Raw genomic sequence first — 16,223 nt, forward strand, 5'->3', positions numbered from 1 at the left:
GCGTGACGTTGGGACTGCTCGTGAGGTCGTTGTCGATCTCGCGCTCGACGCTGGCGCCGTTGGGGATCCGGCCCGTGGTGGGCGTGTTGATCGTGACGCTGGAACCGCTCTGTCCCTGCGCGGAGAGCCCGCCGACCACCAGGTTGCCCTGTGCCAGTGCGTAGACCTCGCCGTCGGCCGCCTGCAGTTGTGTCAGCAACAGCACGCCGCCGCGCAGGCTCTTGGCATCACCCAGCGACGAGACGGTCACGTCGATGGTCTGACCACGCCTATAGCCGCTCGGGAAGCTGGCGCTGACCATCACGGTCGCGACGTTCTTGGACTTGGGGTCAACGTTGGGCGCCTGCTTGATGCCGAACTGCTTCAACAGGTTGTTGACCGACTGCCCCGAGAACTTGACCTGGGTGCTGTCGCCACTGCCATTCAGGCCCACGACGAGACCGTAGCCCAGCAACTGGTTCTCGCGCATGCCCTCGACATGTACCAACTGGCCCAGCGCCTGGGCGGCCTGCGCGGCCGGCACCAGCATCGCCAGCAGCAGCACGGCAGCGGCCGATGCGAAGAAGTGCTTCATGGATCCGGTCCTCAGAAGGGCATCAGCGGGTTGACGAACCAGCGCGTCAGCCAGCCCGGCGTGTTGGCGTTCGCCAGGTCGCCCTGGCCGGCGTAGGCAATCCGGGCGTTGGCGATGCGCTGGGACGAGACACGGTTGTCGCTGTCGACGTCGGAGGCGCGCACATAGCCGCCCAGCCGGATCAGCTCTTCGCCCTGGTTGATGTAGAGGCTCTTCTCACCCTGCACCTTCAGCAGGCCGTTGGGCAGCACCTCCCCGACGACCACCGTGATCGCGCCGGTGAGCGTGTTTTGCTGGCTGCTGGCGGCGCGACCGCTGAAGTCGCGCGCGCTGCCGATGTTGCCGCTGCTGCCGATGTTGCGAATGCCCATGGCGAAGTCGGCGCTGCTCTGCTTACCCAGCGTGGTGTCGGCCTTCTTGCTGGCTTGGGTGGTCTCCTGAAGCACCACGGTCAACACGTCGCCAGGACGGAAGGCGCGCGTGTCCGACGTCAGCGGCGTGGCGCGCTCGGCCACGAACACGCCGCCCGCCCGTGCCCGCGCGGGGCCCGCGGCCGGCATGGCGCTCGACAAGGCCTGCGGTTCCGCGCTGGGCAGCGGCGCCGGCACGAAAGCCGAACAGCCACCCAGTGCCAGCAGGGTAAGGGCAAGCAGCGGCTTCATGTCAGCGCACCGCCTGTGCCAGGGTCTGCAACATGTTGTCGGCCGCGGACAGCACCTTGGTGTTCATCTCATAGGTGCGCTGGGCGGCGATCATGTCGACCATCTCCTCGACCACCTGCACGTTGGAGCCTTCCAGCGCGCCCTGCTTGATCTTGCCCAGGCCGTCCGCACCTGGCACACCTTCCGCAGGCGCGCCGCTGGCGCTGGTTTCCTGGTAGAGGTTGTCGCCTAGCGCCAGAAGGCCGGTCGGGTTGATGAAGTTTGTGAGGCGCAGTTGCCCCAGCTCGGTGGGCGTGGCTGCACCAGCCAGCGTGGCCGTGACGGCGCCGTTCTCGCCGATGGTCAACGCCGTCGCGTTGGCCGGCACGGTGATCTCGGGTTGCAGCACCAGGCCTTGCGCATTGGTCAGTTGGCCATTGGTGTTGACCTGGAGCTGACCGGCGCGCGTGTAGGCCGCGCGACCGTTCGGGCCAGCGACCTGCAGGAAGCCCTGACCCACGATGGCCACGTCCAGGCTCTGGCCCGTGGTCTGCAGGCTGCCGTTGGTGAACACCTTCTGTGTTCCCACCAGCCGGGTGCCGTTGCCCAGTTGCACGCCGGCCGGCGCGGCATTGCCGTCGTCGCCCTGCGCGCCGGGCTGGCGCTCGACCTGGTAGAACAGGTCCTCGAACATCACACGGTCGCGCTTGAAGCCGACGGTGTTGACGTTGGCGAGGTTGTTGGCAATGGCCTGCAGCTTGGCGTCTTGCGCCTGCACACCGGTCTTGCTGATCCACATTGCGGGATTCATTGTGGTACTCCTTGAGTGAGTTAGTCGCGGATGAGGCGGTTGCCAGCCTCAGCCATGCCGTCTGCAGATTTGAACAAGCGCATCTGGATTTCGAAGTCGCGCGACAGGCTCATGGTCGTGACCATTTCCTCGACTGCGGACACGTTGCTGCCTTCCAGGCGCCCGTTGGCCACGCGCACGGCCGGATCGGCATCCAGCGGCGCACCATCGCGAGCCACCAACAGGCCTTGATCGTCCTTGCGCAGTTGGCTGAAATCGGGCTTGACGAGCTTGAGGCGGTCCACGGCCTGCAGTTCCGGGCCATCGCCGCTGCGCACCGAGATAACGCCATCGGCGCTGACTTCCAGCTTGGCGTAGGGCGGGAGCGTGATCGGACCGCCCTCACCCAGCACCGGGCGCTGGCCCAGCAGCAGGCGGCCATCCGAGTCCAGCGTGAAGCCGCCGGCACGCGTGTAGGCCTCGCCGGTGGTGCCGCCCTGCTCCGTCTGCACGGCGAAGAGACCGGGCCCCTGGATGGCGATGTCGAGCTCGCGACCCGTCTCACGCTGCCCGCCCTCACGGGCGCTGACAGCGTCACTGGCCAGCTGGTTGAGGTGGCGCGCGGCGTAGCCGGCGCCGTCCACCGCACGGGCGCTGGACACCTCCAGGTTGGCGCGAAAGCCCGCCGTGTCGGCGTTCGCCAGGTTGTTGGCGTGCACCTGCTGGGCACGAAGCACCCGCTCGGCGCCGCTCATGGCGGTGTAGATCAAGGCATCCATGGCTCAGCTGCCTCAGATGGCCTGCATCAAGGACTGCATCATCTGGCTCTCAGTCGAGATGACCTTGGTGTTGGCCTGGTAGTTGCGCTGGGCGGACATCAGGTCCACGAGCTGGCTGGTGACGTCGACGTTGGATTGCTCCACGGCGCCGACGGACAGCGTGCCCGTCATCGACGTGCCGGGCCTGGCGTACAGCGCAGTACCACTGTCGGGCGTGGCCTTCCAGCTGGTGTCACTGACGGCCTGCAGCGCGTAGGGATTGGCGAAGTTGGCCAGCGCCACGGTGCCCAGCGTCTGCTGCTTGCCGTTGCTGTACGTGGCGATGACGCTGCCGTCCTGCGACAGGCTGGTACCGGTCAGCGTGCCGGCCGCATTGCCATTGGCGGCGTTGGTCAGCGTCGTGGTGTCACCGGCGTACTGCGTCGTCCCCTTGTAGTCGACGGTCAAGGCGATGGGATCGACACCGGTCGGCGTGAACGTGAGCGTGTTGGTCGGCGCGCTGGAGAGCGTGCCGTCGGTGTTGAACGTCATCGGGAAACCCGCGGCGGCAGGCACGCTGCCGTCGAAGCTGTAGTACACGCTGACGGCGTTGCCGCCGGTCTTCACGTAGTACTGGCTCAGCGCGTGCTTGGCGCCTTGAGAGTCGTAGACCACCGACGTGACGGAGCTGTTGTAGCTGGTCGCGTCCGTCATGTCGAAGGGCGTGGTGGCCGGCACGGTCCAGTCCGCCGACAGGTTGCCGTTCAGATTGAGCTTGTCGCTCGCGACGGCACCAACCTGGGTGCTGCCGACACGCAGGTCGCCGAAGGCGCCGAGGCCGGCACCGGCGACCGGCTGGCCGTTGGCGTCCAGCACGGCGTTGTTGCCCTGCAGCTTGCGGCCCAGTGTGTCGACGACGTAGCCGTCCTTATCCACGTTGAACAGGCCCACGCGGGTGAACAGCGTCTCGCCGGAAGCATCGCGCACAGCGAAGAAACCGCTGCCCTGGATCATGGCGTCCATGCCGCCCCCCGTGTTCAGCGCGCCGCCGGACATGCCCATGCTCTGCGACACCGACGACACCTCGGCGCCGTTGGCGTGTGTGCCGGCATACATGGCCGAGAAATTGGCGCGGCTGCTCTTGTAGCCGTAGGTGCCGGTATTGGCGATGTTGTGGCTGATGGTCTCCAGCGAACCGTTGACCGCGGCAATGCCCGAACGTGCGATTTCAAAACTCATGATGGGATCCTTGTCGCTTCTTTGGGGGGTGGGGTTAGTGGGTCCCGGTCGCGTCGGCGACCAAGCCCTTGAACTGGGTGATGAGGCGGGAATTGAACTCGCCCAGGCTGCCAAGCTGTACCAGCGCGCTGCCGTCGCTGGCCAGCCTCACGCCGCTGATGCGACCGACCACTTCGGGCGTCACGCTTTGCTTGGACTCGTTCAGCACTGCGACCGAGTAGTTACCTTCGGCCAGCCCCAGAGCCTTGGGGTCCAGCGTGTAGCCGTGACTGCCAACGCCGAGATTGCCGAGCTCGATCTCGCGCTTGCGGCCTGCGGCGTCGGTCAACTGCAGCGTGGCCGGCGAGGCGATGTTCTCCAGCGTGAAGACCAACTCGACGGGAGCATCTTTCAGCGGCAGCTGGCTGGCGCTGACATGGACCGTGCTGCCGACCTGGCTGCCCAGGTTCAGCATCTGCAGGCTGGACAGGATGCTGTTGTTGTAGGCCGTTTGCGTGGTCAGCGCCTGCAACGACTCGACCTGGCTGAGTTGCGACAACTGATTGACGAACTGACTGGCATCCGTGGGTTCCAGCGGATCCTGATACTGGATCTGCGCGACCAGCAGCTTCGTGAACAGCTGCGAGATCTCGGCTGTGCCGCCATTGGCGGCCACGCCATTGCTGGCGGCACCCGTGTCGGCGTTGCTGCCATTGGTGGGATTGACGGCGCTCATGTTCAGGACTCCCCGAGGCGCAGCAGGGACTGCTGCATGGACTTGATCCGGCCTAGCACCTCGACGTTGGTCTCGAAGGCGCGCGACGCGGACAGCATGTCGGTCATTTCGGCGACCGGATTGACGTTGGGATAGAAGACCTCGCCGTTCTGGTTGGCCAGCGGGTTCTCCGGTTCGTAGACACGTCGCAGCGGCTCGTCGCTCTCCACCACGTCCAGCACCTGCACGCGGCTGCCGGCGAGCTGTTCGCCGGCCGAGCCGCCGCTGACGGGCAGCGCGGCGAACACGGGCTTCTTCGCACGATAGGCGCCGTCCTCGGTACCGGCCGCGGATTGCGCGTTGGCCAGGTTGCTGGCGATGGTGTTGAGCCGCGTGGTCTGGGCCGCCATGGCCGAGCCCGCGATCTGGCTGATCTGCTTGAAGGACATCTCTGTGTTCCTGTGCTGGCTTATTGCCCGTTGATGGCCTTGGCCAGGCCCCTGAGCTTCATGTTCAGGAAGGTGAGGCTGGCACCGAAGTCCTGGGCGTTCTGAGCGAACGCAGCCTGCTCCACCCCCAGCTCCACGGTGTTCCCGTCCTGAGCCGCATGGAAAGGCACGCGGTACTGCAACTCGCCAGCGTCAGTGTCGGCGAGCAAACCGTCCCCGCCCTCGTTGATCTGCCGCAAGGTCGCGGCAAAATCCACATCGCGCGCCTGGTAGCCGGGCGTGTTTTCATTCGCGATGTTCGAGGCCAGCACCTTGGTGCGCTCGGCACGCAGGCGCAGGGCGTCGGCGTGCTGGCCCATGGCCTTGCTGAAATCAATGCTCATGCTTCGCTCTCCGAGAAATCTGTTGTGGGGACTGCTGGTCCTGCCTGTGCTGACACTGGCCGCGAGCCTGGAGGTCCAGGTGCAGGACGCGGCCCGCCGCGCCGTGCTGGACACCGCCGACCGCGAGGGCTGGGTGGCGCCCGAACTGCAGTTCGCACCGCAGGCCGCGCGTCCCGCGCCGGCCTGCGCCGGCGGCTGGGACATCACGCTGCAGGACGCCCGCAGCCTGTCGCGGCTGCGCCTGGCAGCCCGCTGCCCGGGCAGCCCGACCGTGCCGGCCCAGAGCTTCGTGCTGCGCGCCAGCCTCAGCGCCGAAGTGCTGGTAGCCCGCCAAGCCGTGGCCGTCGGCCAGGCCCTGACTGAGGGCGACGTCGAGCTGCAGCGCCGCGACATCAGCCAAGCCAGTGACGCGCTGGGCCGGCTGGAAGACGTACTGGGCCAGGCCTCCCGCAGCAGTCTGCGCGCCGGCCAGATCCTGCAGAAGCGCCAGCTCGCGCCGGCCCAACTGGTACGCCGCGGCGAGCGTGTGCGCATCGTGGCGCACAGCGAGGGCATCGAGGTCCAGGGCGCCGGCGAGGCACTGGACGCCGGCGCGCGCGATGCCGTCATCCGCGTGCGCAACAGCGCCAGCGGCCGCGTCATTTCGGCGCGCGTGCTGGACGCCGGCTTGGTGGAACCCGTGCGCTGACATCAACGCCTCCCCTTGCCGATCTGGGCCGCCACGCGGGCCAGCTTGTCGGCATAGGCCGGGTCGGTGGCGTAGCCGCCTTGCTGCAGCGCGCGGCCATAGGCCAGTGCGTCGCTCCCGGTGCCCAGCGCAGCCTGGTAGCGCGGACTGCCGCTGAGCAACTGCGAGAAATCGCGGAAGGCGCTGCCGGCGTCGGCATAGCTGCGGAAGCCCGCTCGGCGCGACTGGGCCACGCCCTCCTCGTATTCGGTGGTCTGGATCTCGGCCACGTCGCCACGCCAGCCCGGCGTGGCCTTCAGCGCGAACAGGTTGTGGCTGTCGGCGCCGGCTTCGGTACGGATGGGTCGCTGGCCCCAGCCCGACTCCAGCGCGGCGTGCGCGGACAACACCTCGGGCGCCACGCCCAGCGCACGGCCGGCCTCTTCGGCCAGCGGCGCGATGCGGTCCAGCCAGGCCTGCTGGTCAGCGGACGGCGCCTCCACGGGGCCAGTCTGCATGCGGTGCACCTGGGCCTCTGGGCTGAGGGAGCCGGCCGCGTCGCCGCGCTCGATGAACTGGTTGACCTCGGCGTTGAGCTGGCGATAGAGATCACCAAAGCCACCGGCGGCACCGTTGGTGCGCGGTGCATCCGACAGGGCCGGAAATCCAGCTGCGCCGCCGATGTGGAAGTCAGGATTCAGCATAGAGCCCCTCCTCCACGCCCATCACGCGGCGCATCAGCGCCTGCTGTTCCGTGATCAGCTGGCAGTTGCGCTGGTTCAAAGCCTTGCATTCACGCACCTGGCCCTCCAGCGTCGCCCAGATGTCGCCCAGCGCCTGCGCCGCCGCCGGCGGCAGGCGCGACAGCAGACGACTCATAGAGGCGTCGCACTGCGAACCCAGCAACTTGCGCAGCAGCAGGCCGCGCACTCGGGTGTGGGCGTCCAGCTCATCCACCAACATGACGATCTCGTCAGCGAGCCGCTGCAGCGGCTCGGCCTGGTGGCGCAGCGCAGCCTGGAACTGGGCCTCCAACAGCTCGCGCAGGCGCCCGTAGGCCGCGCAATCGGCCTGCAGGTCGCGCAGCAGCGCTGCCAGCGCCTCGGTGCTCTTGCCTTTCACTGACCGGCTCCGTGGAAGCGTTGGATCAGGCGGGCCAGGCGGTCGGCATCGAAGCCGATCTCACCGCGGGCCAGGGCCTCGCGCAGCGCATCGACCTTGGCCTGGTCGATCTCGGGCAGGGCTGCCAGAGCGTCCTGGGCCGGGCCGAGCACGCGCGACTCGAGCTCAGCGTTGGCCGTGCCTAGCACGGCGGCGGCGGCCCCGCCGGCTTTCTCAATGGTCGGCTGCTCGCTGCGGGCGACGGGCTTGTCCACGGCATGGCCGTTGTTCGCGACGATCTTCATTCGGTCACCTCGTGTCTTGGTTCGCATGGCCGCTCACTCCTTCTCGCCGGGCAGCGCCCGGCGCAGCTCGCGCGCGGCTTCGGCAGATTCGGCGCTCAGCGCGGCCAGGCCCTGCCCGCTCGACGCATTCGGCGCGAGGGGCACGCTCTGCGGCGGTGCGCCAAACATCTGCGAGAGCTGCTGGGTTTGGCGGGGGGTCAGGATCATCAGTTCGATGCGGCGGTTCACCGCGGCGAATCGGTCGTCCGGGTCCAGCGGGGCGCTGTCGGCCATGCCGCTGACCTGCATGACGCTGTTCTCGGGCATGCCGCCTTCCAGCAGGTGCAGCCGGGCCGACATCGCGCGGTGCGTGGACAGGGCCCAGTTGGAGAAGGCGCTGGGGCCGCGGTCCACGTACTGCGAGGCATCGGTGTGGCCCACGATGAGCAGCTGATTGCGCATCTGCGCGAACACCGGGCCGAGCTTTTGCAGCAAGGCCTTGAAGCGCGGCGACGGCGCGGCGCTGCCGCGCACGAACATGCCGCTGGAATCGGTGTCGTGCAGCATCACGCGCAGGCCCTGCGGCGTGACTGCCATGCGCAGGTTGCCGCCCAGGCCCTCGTCCGCGCTGACGCGCTCGATGACGCGGGCCAGCGCAGCCAGCTCAGACGGGCGCTCGTAGGTGGCGCGGCTGCCCGGTGCGACGGCGCCGGGGCTGTCCGGCGCCTTGTAGCTGTAGTGCGACTGGCCTTGAGCAGGCGCCTCGCCGTAGGCCGGCACCGGGTGGCGATCGATCAGACTGCCGCGCGAGCCCGAGGCCAGCGAGTTGGTCATGCCGTTGCCGTCGTCCAGCAGGTTGGCACCAGCACTCTTGAGCACGACCTGCATGCGGTCGGAGTTTCGCGAGGCCAGAAGCCACATCACCAGGAACAGGCACAGCAGCGCCAGGCAGAAGTCGGCAAAGGCGACCTTCCAGGCGCCGCCATGTGATTCGTCGTGCGCCTTGCGCGAGACGCGCTTGACGACGGTGGCGTGCTGCCCGTCCGAGCGGCCGGGCTTGCCGTTAGGCTGCACTGCGTTCTCCCGACATGCGATCGCCTGCGCGGCGACGCGGCGTCTCTTCATCCGGCTCGCCCGGATCGTTCAGCTTGTTGATCCAGCCTTCCAGCAGCGCGAAGCTGGGCTTGATGTTGAGCTGCACCAGTCGGCGGCCGGCATCGATAGCCAGCAGCGGCGGCTTGCCGGCCACATGCGTGACCAGCACCACCTTGACGGATTCCAGCGCGGCCATCTCCTCGTTGACCACCTGTTTCATCATGTTGGCCAGCGGATCGAAAAGGCCATAGCAGAACAGGATGCCGATGAAGGTGCCCACCATGGCCGCCGCCACCATCAGCGCGATCTCGCCGGTGCCGGCGCCTTCGGCGACGGAGCTCATCGCAGTCACGATGCCCAGCACCGCGGCCAGGATGCCGAAGCCGGGCATCGCCTCGGCAATCTTGCCCAGAGAACGAGCGGGCTGGCTCAGCTCCTCATGGATGGCCTCCAGCTCTTGCTCGAGCACGCCTTCCAGTTCGTGAGCGTTGATCTTGCCCATGGCCATCAGGCGGAAGTTGTCGACGATGAAGTGCAGCAGCTTCGGCTCATCCAGGATCAGCGGGTAGCGCTTGAACAGCGGACTCTCTTCCGGGGCCTCGACGTGCGCGTCCAAAGCCTTCAGACCACCCGCAGCCGTTTGCAGCAGCTCATACATCAGCAGCAGCAACTGGCGCTGGAACTCCTCGCCGTCCTTGCGGCGCGCGACCACCTTGCGCAGTTGCAGCACCATCTCCGACAGCACGTGCTTGGGATTGCCCAGCAGGATGGCGCCGAAGCCCGCGCCCAGGATGATCAGCAACTCGACGGGCTGCCAGATCACGGCGAAGTTGCCGCCGTGGATCAGGAAGCCGCCGAAGACGCATCCGATGACGATGAGGATTCCGATAAAAGGCTGCATGGGTTTCGTCCTCGGCTTCAGGCCTGCTGCAGGAAGGCTTTCATCTTCCCGAGCGCAGCCTTGTTGATCTGGGAGACGCGCGCCTCGGTGAGATCGAGCACCGCGGCGATCTCCTTCAGGCTGGCGTCGAATTCGTAATAGAGCTGGATGACCTTCTGCTCGCGCTCGTTGAGGCTCTGCAGCGCCTGGGTCAGTGAGCGCGTGACCATCAGCTGGGCCTCGGGCGTGCGCGCGTCGCTGGGCAGGTTGCTCAGCTCGGCCACCATCTCGTCGAAGCTGGCCAGCTCCTCGGCCACCTCGTCCTGCTGGAAGGCCTGGTAGGCCTGCGGCGTGATCTTGAGGTTGCTCAGGATCTCGGCCTCTGTCGGCTCGCGGCCCAGCTTGCGTGTCAGCGCGCGCAATGCGTCGCGCAGCCTGTGGCTCTCCTGGCGCACCGAACGCGGCCGCCAGTCTTGGCGGCGCAGCTCGTCAAGGATGGCGCCGCGCACGCGCAGCGCCGCAAAGGCACCGAAAGCCTCGTCAGGCTGGCCATAGCGGCGCAGCGCCTCCAGCAGGCCCATCAGGCCGATCTGCTCCATGTCCTCGCGGTCCATCACGGCGCTGGCCTGGGTGCCGAGCTGACGCACGATGCGCTTGACCAGCGGCGCGTACTGGCGCAGCTGGGTGCGCTCGAAGTCCGGCCCCAACAGGCTGGTGCCTGGCTGGGCGTACTCGGCATAGGCGGCGGCGTGCATGGGCGATACCGTCACTCGATGATGAGCTTGCCGATCATCGCCTCGGCGAACGGCGCCTCGCGCCGCTCGGCCGCGTAGCTGTCGCGGTAGGCCTGGTTCAGCGCCTCGGCGAACTCGGGCACCGTCATGGCGCGTGCACGCTCCAGCGTGTAGGCCGACAAGGCCTTCACAGCCACGGTGCGCAGCAGCGGCAGGTGCTCTTTGGCGCGCTTCTCCTGGTCGGGCAGGGTCTTGAACACCACGTCCATCGCCATGTAGTGCGGCACGCTGGCTCCTTCGTCGCTGCGCATCATCACCAGCACCTTCTCAAGCGTGACGTACTTGTAGTCGGGCGCGGGCTTGCCGTCGTCGACAGGGGCCGCAGCCTCCGCCTGGTCACCCTGCGCGGCCCGGGCACCCATGGCCCACCAGACGGCCCCGCCCGCGGCGGCCGCGGCCAGCAGGCCGACCAGCGCGATCACGGCAATCAGTTTGAATTTCTGCTTCATGGTCTTGCTTCCGTTCGCTAGGTGCGGATCAGGCCTTCATGGACGCGAGGTCGGCCGCGAAGCTGGTCGCGTCCCCACCGTCCAGGCCGCGCCCCGGGCGACGCTGCTGCTGCTGCTGTTCCTGGCGTTCCTGCTGCTGGCCATCGCGCGCGGCCTGCTGCTGGGTGCCGCCGCGGGCGTCCGCCTCGCGGCCGGCAGCACTCTGTGCCACCTGCACGCTGACTTCGCCGACATGGCGCTGGACCAGACTCTGGCGCAGCGGCTCACTGACCTGCTGGATCTGGCGCGTGACTTCATCGTGGCTGGCGGCGATGCGCACCTGCAGCTCGCCGGCCTGCTGGCGGATCGCGATCTCGACGCGGCCGAGCATGGGCGGCTCCAGCCGGATGACGGCCTGGTCGCTGCGCGTCGCGATCTGCAGTTGCAGCCGGTCGCCCAACGCCTGCAGCAGCGGCTGCTGCCATTGGGTGGCCTCGCCCTTCAGTGCGACGGTGGGCGGCGTCAAGGCCGGCGCGGCGACCGGGCGCAGCGGCGCGGCCGCGGGGGCAGCAGCGGGCATTTCGCTGCCGGCGCTGCCACGCTCGACCTTCTGCGGCAAGGCGCCGGTCGTTTCATCCGTCTCGGGAGCGGGCTCGGCCGCCTTCGCCGTTGCAGCGATGGCCGGCGCGGCGGCCGCGGCCGTCTCGGCGTCAGCACCCGCCGGTGCCGACTGGGGCAACGGCAGGGCCTGCGAAACCGCTGCCGGCGCCGACCGCGGTTCGGCGGGCAAGGCAACCGGCGCCAGCACCGCGGGCAATGCGGGCTCGGAGGCGGGTGCGTCGGCCTCGGCAGCTACGCCCGCCATGGCGACTGCGGGTTGCGCAGCCGCCGGCAACGTCAGCAGCCCCAGCGCAGCCAACGCAAACGCGGATTGCGGGTCGACGGGCTCGGGACCTTCGGAGGTTTCGTCGGTGGACAGCGCCTCGGTGGGCTGCGCGACGGGCAGCGGCAGCGCCGGGGCACTCTGCTCGGCATCGACATCCAGGCTGGCCACCAGCGCGGCGAAACCGTCATCCGAGGGCAGCGCCGGCTCGGCGGCGGCGTCGGCCACGGTCAGCACGCCGCGCTGCGGACGAGCCGCGGCGGCGGGCGTGGACAGCAGGGCTGCGGTGTTCATGACTGGTCCTCCAACTGCTGGCCGCCGTGGGCGGCATAGGCGCTCCAGCGTTCGCGGCCCTCGCGCATCTGATTCAGGGTCTGTTCAAGCGACTGCATCTCGTCGCGGCAGAGCTGGCGTGCTTCGGCATGGGCCTCGCCGAGGGCGGTCAGGGCCTTGCGCTCCAGCTCGCTGGGCGCAACGGACGGCGCCCAGTCGCGCAAGGCAGCGCCCACATCGACGTCCAGGCGCTGCAACGCCCGCCAGTCGCGGTGGCGACCGGCCTGACGCAGGCCTTGGGCGAGGCGCAGCAGCTGCATAGCTTTATCCATGGCGGGCCTGCACGCCCTGCCAGCCATCGCGAATCTGGCCCAGCAGGTTGCGGACCTCGTCGACGATGGACACATCGAGCTCCACGCCGGCACGGTACAGGCGCTCGGCACAGTAGTCGTAGAGGCGGGCGAGGTTGTTCACGACCTCGCCGCCCGCTTCCATGTCCAGCGCGCTGGACAGGCCGTTGATGATGCCGACGCACTTCTCCAAGCTGGCCGCCTTGAGCTCGAAACGGCGTGCCTCAATGTGGCCGCGCGCGCGCGCCAGCTCGTCGAGCAAGCCGTCCATCAGCACCAGCACGAGCTGCACCGGCGATGCCTGCGCGGTCTGGGCCTTCAGGTTGACGGACTGGTAGCTTTGATAGGCGTCGTAGGTCATGACTACTTGGATGAGAAAAGACTGTCCAGAAGCCCGGAGGTCTGGGACATCTGCTCCTGCATGGCCTGCAGGGCGGAGAACTGCTTCAGGTAGCGCTCGTACATCTGATCGAACCGCGCATCGAGTCGGGTCTGGCGGTCGTTCAGCGCGCGCTGTTGGGTGGTGAGGGCGTCCTGGCGCTTCTTCAGCAGGCCGCCGGTGCTGCTGGTCCACTGTTCGGTGGCGTTGGCGAGGCTGCCCAGCAGGCCGCTGCGGCTGGTCAATGTGGCCTTGCCGAGGAAGTTGTCCAGTGCCTCGGGCGCGGTGGTCAGTGCCTTGGAGAGCTTGTCGCCGTCCAGGCTGAGCTTGCCGGCGCGATCCAGCGAGAAGCCCAGGGTACGCAGGTTCACGCCGCCGACGTCCTGGCGCATCAGGCCGGCGAGGCGGTCACGCAGCGACTTCAGGCTGGAGTCGCCGGCCAGCGGGCCAGCCGTGCTGCCCTCGCCACCGCTCTTCAGCAGGCTGTCCAGCGTGCTGCGCAACGTGTTGTAGGCATTCACGAAACCGGTGATGTTGTCCTTGGTGGCGCTGGTGTCCTGCGCCACGGTCAACGTCATCGGCGCACTGCCGGCAGCCTGGGCGGCCTTCAGCGTCAGCGTCACGCCGTCGATGGCGGTGATGGTGTTGCTGTTCTGCTCGATCTTCAGGCCGGTACCCTGGGCACCCAGCCAGACGACGGCGTTGCGCGCGGCCACCAGCTCCTTGGGCGGACCGTTCAGCACGGCAGCCAGCGTCGCGTCGACGTTGCTATCGGCGCTGACGCTGATCTCCCCGTCGCTGCCGCCCACGCCCGAGCTGAACACCAGGCTGGATTTGCCATTGACGGTGCTCACCATGGCGGTAACTTTGCCCTGGTTGCCGCTGGCGCCGTTCACGGCGCGGGCGATCTCGACATAGGACAGCGTGCCGTTGCCGTCCACGTCGGCCACGGCGAGGTCGACGTCGAAGCTGTCGCCGTTACCCAGCGACAGCGAGATCTTTCCGGCGGCATTGGCCGTCGTAGCCGGCAGGTCCTGGAAGGCGATCTGCTGATTGCTTGCCAGCTGCTCGACGAAGAGCGAGTAGCTGCCCGGCGAAGCCTTGCCGCTGGCCGTGGCGCTGGCAACGGCGGTGTCGGACGACGTGGCGCTCATCTTCAGCAGGCTGCTGCTGCTGGAGACGGAACTGAGCGAGCCCAGTGCAGTCTGGAAGCTCGACAGCGCGCTCTGAAGCTTGCTCAGGGCGCTGGAAGTGGTCGTCGCAGTGGTCTTCTGCGTGTCAATCAGCGACTGTGCGGCCGAGGTGTAGGCCTTGGCCAGCGAAGTGGCGGTGCTCGTCGGGTCGTAGGTCGTGGTGGTCATCAGCTGCTCCTCAGGACGGGGATGGGACTACCACCGGGAAAGACGACGCACGCGGCCGACAACTTAAGAAAGTCCTTCATGCCTGCCCCCGATGCCAGACCTGGCCCGCCAGTTCGTCCTGGCCCTTCTGCTGGCGCCGCTCGTCCTCGACCCGCAAGCGGACGCCCACGCGATCCAGCAGTTGGCCGACAGCCTCCTGCTTGCGCGCCACGGCCAGCACGGCCTGGCGCTGGGCGGCCACGTCGGCCTCATGGACGGCGAGGTTCTGGCGCTGCTGGTCGGCCCACTGCATGACGGCCTGCTTGTAGTCAGCACCATTGACGGCCAGGCTGGGGGAGGAAACGCCGGTGGCGCCCAGCTGCGCGTTCAGCGCCTCCAGTCGCTGGACGGCGGCCGCGCTGCGCGCGCGCAGCTGCTCCTTCGTGGCCAACTCGGCCTGGTGACGCTCCAGCTCGCGACCACGCAGGTCGACGAGGCGGCGCAGATTCAGCTGCAGTTGCTTCATTGCACGATCTCCGCGAGGCGCTGCAAGGTCTCGTCCAGCCGGGCTGGCTCGCTGACGCCCTGGTGCAGGAAGGCCTCGATCTGGGGGAACAACCGCACAGCGCGGTCAGTCTGTGGGTCAGCGCCAGGCACGTAGGCGCCCAACGGCATCAGCTCGCGCACCTGCTCGAACTTGGCCGCCAGCGCCTTGAGCTCGCGCGCGGCCTGCTGGTGCTCCTTGGCCGCCACCAGAGCCATGCATCGGCTGATGGACTGCGACACGTCGATGGCGGGATAGTGACCGCGCTCGGCCAGCGCGCGCGACAGCACGATGTGGCCGTCAAGGATGGCCCGCGCGGTGTCCACCACCGGATCCTGCTGGTCATCACCCTCTGCCAGCACGGTGTAGATGGCGCTCATGCTGCCTTGCGGGTTCTCGCCGTTGCCGGCGCTCTCCACCAGTTCGGGCAGCACCGAGAACACCGATGGCGGGTAGCCGCGCGTGGCCGGCGGCTCTCCGAGTGCCAGTGCCACCTCGCGTTTGGCCATCGCGTAGCGAGTCAGCGAGTCGACCAGCAGCAACACATGCTGCCCCTGGTCACGGTAATGGGCTGCGATGGTGTGGCACAGCTCGGTGGCACGCATGCGCATCAGCGGCGACTCGTCGGCCGGCGCCACCACGACGACCGCGCGCGCCAGGCCCGCCTCGCCCAGGCTCAGGTCGATGAACTCGCGCACCTCACGACCGCGTTCGCCGATCAGCCCCACCACCACCACGTCGGCGACGGTCTGGCGAGTGATCAGGCCCAGCAGCACGCTCTTTCCCACGCCCGAGCCGGCCATCAGGCCGACGCGCTGTCCCCGCCCCAGCGTCAGCAGACCATTGATGGCACGCACGCCCACGTCCAGCGGCTCGTGCACCGGCGTCTTCTTCAGCGGATTGACCTTGGGAGGGCGACTGGGCAGCGGGTGCTCGCCCGTCAGCCGGCCCAGGCCGTCGATGGGCTCGCCCAGCCCATTCACGATGCGGCCCAGCCAGGCCGGGCCGATCATGGAAGTGCGTTGCTCCGGTGCGGGCAGCACGCGCGCGCCGGTGCTCAGGCCCTCGGGCTTCTTGAACGGCATCAGGTAGGAGACCTCTTCGCGGAAGCCCACCACCTGCGCCGCGATCCATTCGTCGCCAGCGCCTTCGATCATGCAGCGCTGGCCGGTGCGCAGCGCGCAGCCGACGCTTTCCAGCAGCAGCCCGGAGGCCCCCACCAGCCGGCCAGTGGGCGTGGCCACCGGCACTTCGCCCAGCTCGACCTTGCGCAGCGCGGCGGCGATCATGGCGCGTTCTCCGCGGTCGGATCCAGCATCTGGGTCTTGACCTGGTCCATGCAGGCTTCCAGGCGCTGGCGGCAGCCGGCATCCGCCTCATGCCCGCCGGCCAGCAGCCGGCATTCGCCGCTTTCCAGCTTTGCGTCGGGCAGCAGCGTCCAGGCCTGGGCGCGCTCGGGCGCGAGGTCCTGGATGCGGCGCAAGTCCTCGGGGTTCAGGAAAACTTCCACGCCTTCGCGGCGCACCGGCATGCTGGCCAGTGTCTCGTCAACCAGGGCCAGCAACTGTGTCGGCTGCAGCGTCAGTTCGGCGCGAATGACCTGGCGCGCGACCTTCTCGACCAGGTCCACCACTTCCTTGCGCAGCGCCGACTGGTAGTCCGCCTGCAACTGGTGCA

General features: G+C 68.2%; 23 protein-coding genes. 1 reads left to right on the top strand and 22 read right to left on the bottom strand.

All coding sequences use genetic code 11. The features are described from left to right. From VGF12_RS15080 to flgB, 8 genes are all read right to left on the bottom strand, one after another. On the bottom strand, positions 1-574 hold a 574-nt coding region (locus tag VGF12_RS15080; RefSeq protein ID WP_331176862.1), incomplete at its 3' end, for a flagellar basal body P-ring protein FlgI. An 11-nt stretch (positions 575-585) separates the two neighbouring features. Continuing rightward, entirely contained in the window at positions 586-1,236 is a 651-nt protein-coding gene (locus tag VGF12_RS15085) for a flagellar basal body L-ring protein FlgH (RefSeq protein ID WP_331176863.1), read from the bottom strand. A 1-nt stretch (position 1,237) separates the two neighbouring features. Then, complete coding sequence (gene flgG / locus VGF12_RS15090) at positions 1,238-2,026, bottom strand: flagellar basal-body rod protein FlgG (RefSeq protein ID WP_331176864.1); 789 nt, start codon at positions 2,024-2,026, stop codon at positions 1,238-1,240. Positions 2,027-2,046: 20 nt separating this feature from the next. Beyond that, positions 2,047-2,784 carry a flagellar basal body rod protein FlgF gene (locus VGF12_RS15095; RefSeq protein ID WP_331176865.1) on the bottom strand — a complete coding sequence of 246 codons (738 nt, stop codon included), beginning with the start codon at positions 2,782-2,784 and terminating at the stop codon, positions 2,047-2,049. Positions 2,785-2,796: 12 nt separating this feature from the next. Further along, the gene (locus VGF12_RS15100; RefSeq protein ID WP_331176866.1) at positions 2,797-4,002 is read right to left on the bottom strand and encodes a flagellar hook-basal body complex protein; all 1,206 of its coding nucleotides are present in this window, start codon (positions 4,000-4,002) and stop codon (positions 2,797-2,799) included. 34 nt (positions 4,003-4,036) lie between these two features. Beyond that, complete coding sequence (locus VGF12_RS15105) at positions 4,037-4,717, bottom strand: flagellar hook capping FlgD N-terminal domain-containing protein (RefSeq protein ID WP_331176867.1); 681 nt, start codon at positions 4,715-4,717, stop codon at positions 4,037-4,039. 2 nt (positions 4,718-4,719) lie between these two features. Next, on the bottom strand, positions 4,720-5,145 hold the full coding sequence (gene flgC, locus VGF12_RS15110) for a flagellar basal body rod protein FlgC (protein ID WP_331176868.1): 426 nt from the start codon (positions 5,143-5,145) through the stop codon (positions 4,720-4,722). A gap of 20 nt (positions 5,146-5,165) precedes the next feature. After that, positions 5,166-5,528: a flagellar basal body rod protein FlgB gene (flgB, locus tag VGF12_RS15115; RefSeq protein ID WP_331176869.1), complete on the bottom strand. Its 363-nt coding sequence runs from the start codon at positions 5,526-5,528 to the stop codon at positions 5,166-5,168. Positions 5,529-5,550: 22 nt separating this feature from the next. On the opposite strand from flgB, the gene flgA reads away from it, so the two are divergent. Then, positions 5,551-6,216 (top strand): flagellar basal body P-ring formation chaperone FlgA, encoded by a 666-nt coding sequence (gene flgA, locus VGF12_RS15120; protein WP_331176870.1) that lies wholly within the window; start codon positions 5,551-5,553, stop codon positions 6,214-6,216. 2 nt (positions 6,217-6,218) lie between these two features. Here flgA and VGF12_RS15125 read toward each other — a convergent pair whose 3' ends face one another. The 14 genes from VGF12_RS15125 to VGF12_RS15190 form a co-directional block, all read right to left on the bottom strand. Then, entirely contained in the window at positions 6,219-6,899 is a 681-nt protein-coding gene (locus tag VGF12_RS15125; RefSeq protein ID WP_331176871.1) for a glucosaminidase domain-containing protein, read from the bottom strand. After that, a complete protein-coding gene (gene flgN, locus VGF12_RS15130) occupies positions 6,886-7,317 on the bottom strand; it encodes a flagellar export chaperone FlgN (RefSeq protein ID WP_331176872.1) in 432 nt (143 codons plus the stop codon). Before flgN ends, VGF12_RS15125 begins: the two co-directional genes overlap by 14 nt. Further along, positions 7,314-7,601, bottom strand: coding sequence for a flagellar biosynthesis anti-sigma factor FlgM (gene flgM, locus VGF12_RS15135; protein WP_331176873.1), 288 nt, complete (start codon positions 7,599-7,601; stop codon positions 7,314-7,316). Before flgM ends, flgN begins: the two co-directional genes overlap by 4 nt. A 33-nt stretch (positions 7,602-7,634) precedes the next feature. Further along, a complete protein-coding gene (locus tag VGF12_RS15140; protein ID WP_331176874.1) occupies positions 7,635-8,654 on the bottom strand; it encodes a flagellar motor protein MotB in 1,020 nt (339 codons plus the stop codon). Beyond that, complete coding sequence (gene motA / locus VGF12_RS15145) at positions 8,644-9,576, bottom strand: flagellar motor stator protein MotA (protein ID WP_331176875.1); 933 nt, start codon at positions 9,574-9,576, stop codon at positions 8,644-8,646. Before motA ends, VGF12_RS15140 begins: the two co-directional genes overlap by 11 nt. 17 nt (positions 9,577-9,593) lie before the next feature. Further along, entirely contained in the window at positions 9,594-10,310 is a 717-nt protein-coding gene (locus VGF12_RS15150; RefSeq protein ID WP_331176876.1) for a FliA/WhiG family RNA polymerase sigma factor, read from the bottom strand. Positions 10,311-10,321: 11 nt separating this feature from the next. After that, complete coding sequence (locus tag VGF12_RS15155) at positions 10,322-10,798, bottom strand: flagellar basal body protein (RefSeq protein WP_331176877.1); 477 nt, start codon at positions 10,796-10,798, stop codon at positions 10,322-10,324. A 28-nt stretch (positions 10,799-10,826) separates the two neighbouring features. Continuing rightward, the gene (locus VGF12_RS15160) at positions 10,827-11,954 is read right to left on the bottom strand and encodes a flagellar hook-length control protein FliK (RefSeq protein WP_331176878.1); all 1,128 of its coding nucleotides are present in this window, start codon (positions 11,952-11,954) and stop codon (positions 10,827-10,829) included. Next, a complete protein-coding gene (locus VGF12_RS15165; protein ID WP_331176879.1) occupies positions 11,951-12,253 on the bottom strand; it encodes a hypothetical protein in 303 nt (100 codons plus the stop codon). The genes VGF12_RS15160 and VGF12_RS15165 overlap by 4 nt, the downstream gene beginning before the upstream one ends. A 4-nt stretch (positions 12,254-12,257) precedes the next feature. Next, positions 12,258-12,644 (bottom strand): flagellar export chaperone FliS, encoded by a 387-nt coding sequence (gene fliS / locus VGF12_RS15170; RefSeq protein ID WP_331176880.1) that lies wholly within the window; start codon positions 12,642-12,644, stop codon positions 12,258-12,260. 2 nt (positions 12,645-12,646) lie between these two features. Continuing rightward, complete coding sequence (gene fliD, locus VGF12_RS15175; RefSeq protein WP_331176881.1) at positions 12,647-14,023, bottom strand: flagellar filament capping protein FliD; 1,377 nt, start codon at positions 14,021-14,023, stop codon at positions 12,647-12,649. Between the two features lie 76 nt (positions 14,024-14,099). Next, positions 14,100-14,528 carry a flagellar export protein FliJ gene (locus VGF12_RS15180; RefSeq protein ID WP_331176882.1) on the bottom strand — a complete coding sequence of 143 codons (429 nt, stop codon included), beginning with the start codon at positions 14,526-14,528 and terminating at the stop codon, positions 14,100-14,102. Next, positions 14,525-15,835, bottom strand: a complete 1,311-nt coding sequence (gene fliI, locus VGF12_RS15185; protein WP_331176883.1) for a flagellar protein export ATPase FliI — start codon at positions 15,833-15,835, stop codon at positions 14,525-14,527. Before fliI ends, VGF12_RS15180 begins: the two co-directional genes overlap by 4 nt. After that, on the bottom strand, positions 15,832-16,223 hold a 392-nt coding region (locus VGF12_RS15190), incomplete at its 5' end, for a FliH/SctL family protein (protein WP_331176884.1). The genes fliI and VGF12_RS15190, both read right to left, overlap by 4 nt.

Origin of the sequence: Roseateles sp., assembly GCF_036404855.1 — a bacterium.
Taxonomy (GTDB): Bacteria; Pseudomonadota; Gammaproteobacteria; order Burkholderiales; family Burkholderiaceae_C; genus Pelomonas.